Here is a 1997-nt window from a genome sequence, read left to right as displayed (position 1 = left end):
GTCGAGCATCAGCGTACGGCCGCCTTCGCCGGTGTCGGCGTGTGTCGCGCCGAGCGAGAGGAGGCGGTCGATCTCCGCCTCCCGGTCGGCGTCGGCGGGGAGCGTCAGCTCCAGGTGCAGTCTGTTCGTGCCCGTCTTCGGTGCCACGGGAGGCCCGCCCCAGGTGATCTTCGTACCGCCGTCCGGCGACTGGATGGCGGTCTCCTGGTCCTGGTCCCAGACCAGCGGCCACCGCAGGACCTCGCTCCAGAAGTAGCCGACCTCCTGCGTACCGTCACAGGCCAGCGCTCCGATGAAGCCGGTGCCGGCGAGGAACTTGTTGCCCGCCGCGATGACGCAGAACTCGTTGCCGTCCGGATCGGCGAGCACCACGTGCCCCTCTTCCGGGAGTTGCCCGACGTCGATGTGGCTCGCGCCGAGTTCCAGCGCCCTGGCCACCGTCTCCTGCTGCTCCTCGGGGGAACTGCTCGTCAGGTCGAAGTGTGCCCGGTTCCGGCCGGTCCTGGGTTCCCGGCTCGGCAGGAAACGGATGCGGAACCCGGTGGCATCAGGAGGCAGGATCGCGACGTCCCCGTCCGTACCGTCGGCCCGCTCCCAGCCCAGGATTCCGGACCAGAACCGTGCCAGGTCGGACGGCCGGCCCGTGTTGAAGCAGACCGCGAACAGCTGACTTGCCATACCCGTGCGTCTCCGATCCCCTGGCAGCGGAGCCGCCTGTCGCCCCGCCCGCGCGAGCAGCCTAGGCTCGGCCCCACCGCGTCCGCATCCGGGTTTCGCTCGCGGACCGTCAGGCCGTCCGTGCCAGGGCCGCGTCGAGGTTGTCCAGGACGTGGGGCCAGCCCTTGCCCATGCCGGCGAGGGCCTGTCGTCCCATGGGGGAGCCGAGGTCGAAGCCGGTGTGCGTGAGGACGAGGCGGGTTCCGGCGCCCTGCGGGTGCAGGGTCCAGGTGATGGTGGTGTCCAGGGTGCCCTCGGCGAACCGGTAGGCCAGCAGGCGCTCGGTGTCCACTTCCGTCACCTCGCAGGCCTGGTGGCCGAAGTTGTTCCCCATGTCGAGGGTGAAGCGGTGCCCGACGACGGGCCTGATGTCGCCGGCGGCCCACCAGCGGGCGTGCAGCTCGGGGTCGGTCAGGGCCTTCCACACCGCCGCCGGGGGGTGCGGCAGGTACTTCTCGCAGGTGATCGTGTCGTTCTCGGTCGTCATGTTCCGTTTTCCTCGTCCAGGAGGTCGGACAGCGCCTGGAGGCGCTGCTTCCAGTAATGCTCGAACGGATGCAGCCACTCGCTCACCTCGGCCAGCCGGGCCGGTTCGAGGTGATAGAAGCGGTGCCGGCCGCGCGGCTCCTCCCGGACCAGCCCGGCGGTACGGAGCACCGCCAGGTGCTCGGAGATGGCGGGCCGCCCGAGATCGAACATGCCGGCCAGCTCACCGGTGGAGCGGGGCCCTTCACGCAGGCTTTCGAGCAGTCTGCGGCGCACGGGATTGGCCAGCACGCCGAACACATCCGTAGGCATGAGTACAAGATACGTCGGGAATCTCCGACGCGTCAAAGATTTCCGACGCATCCAGGCCCAGTGGCCGCCGTGCCGCGCCGAATCGGCGGTCCTTGCTCAGCCGAGGGTGGCGAGGTTCCCGCGGACCTTCTGCGCGAGTGCGGGAGGCAGCGTCCCGTAGCCGTTCTCGGCGGCGGCGCGCTGCTCCCGCTCGGACACGGCGGAGACCAGGAAGGGCCGGTACCGGGCCAGGGCGGCCCCGTCGTTCCCCCGGTCGCACACCACGGCGTAGGCGAGCTGGACGATCGGGTAGGCGCCCGTGGCCTTGGTCTCGTAGTTCAGCTGCACGGTGAGGTCCGCCCCGGTGCCGGTGACCCGGCCGTCCGCCACCGCCTTGGCGGCCGTGTCCGCGCCGACGGCGACCGCTTCGGGCGCACCGGTCGCGATCCGGACGGTCGTGAGGCCCGTGGCCTCTGCGCCGGGCCGGGTGAAGGAGATGGACC

General features: G+C 70.9%; 3 protein-coding genes and 1 pseudogene. All 4 read right to left on the bottom strand.

All coding sequences use genetic code 11. The features are described 5' to 3' along the window. Positions 1 to 678, bottom strand: a 678-nt coding sequence (locus tag VR44_RS10615) for a VOC family protein (protein WP_045947177.1), incomplete at its 3' end; no start/stop codon positions are given. Between the two features lie 109 nt (positions 679 to 787). Beyond that, positions 788 to 1204, bottom strand: coding sequence for an SRPBCC family protein (locus tag VR44_RS10610; protein ID WP_045947176.1), 417 nt, complete (start codon positions 1202 to 1204; stop codon positions 788 to 790). Next, entirely contained in the window at positions 1201 to 1503 is a 303-nt protein-coding gene (locus tag VR44_RS10605) for an ArsR/SmtB family transcription factor (RefSeq protein WP_425424493.1), read from the bottom strand. The genes VR44_RS10610 and VR44_RS10605 overlap by 4 nt, the downstream gene beginning before the upstream one ends. A gap of 108 nt (positions 1504 to 1611) precedes the next feature. Then, positions 1612 to 1997, bottom strand: a pseudogene (locus VR44_RS10600) (phosphate ABC transporter substrate-binding protein PstS); the annotation flags it as partial.

Origin of the sequence: Streptomyces katrae, from assembly GCF_000966975.1 — a bacterium.
Taxonomy (GTDB): Bacteria; Actinomycetota; Actinomycetes; order Streptomycetales; family Streptomycetaceae; genus Streptomyces; species Streptomyces katrae.
Note: the sequence above shows the minus strand (reverse complement) of the source record. Positions and strands in the feature narration are given on the sequence as shown.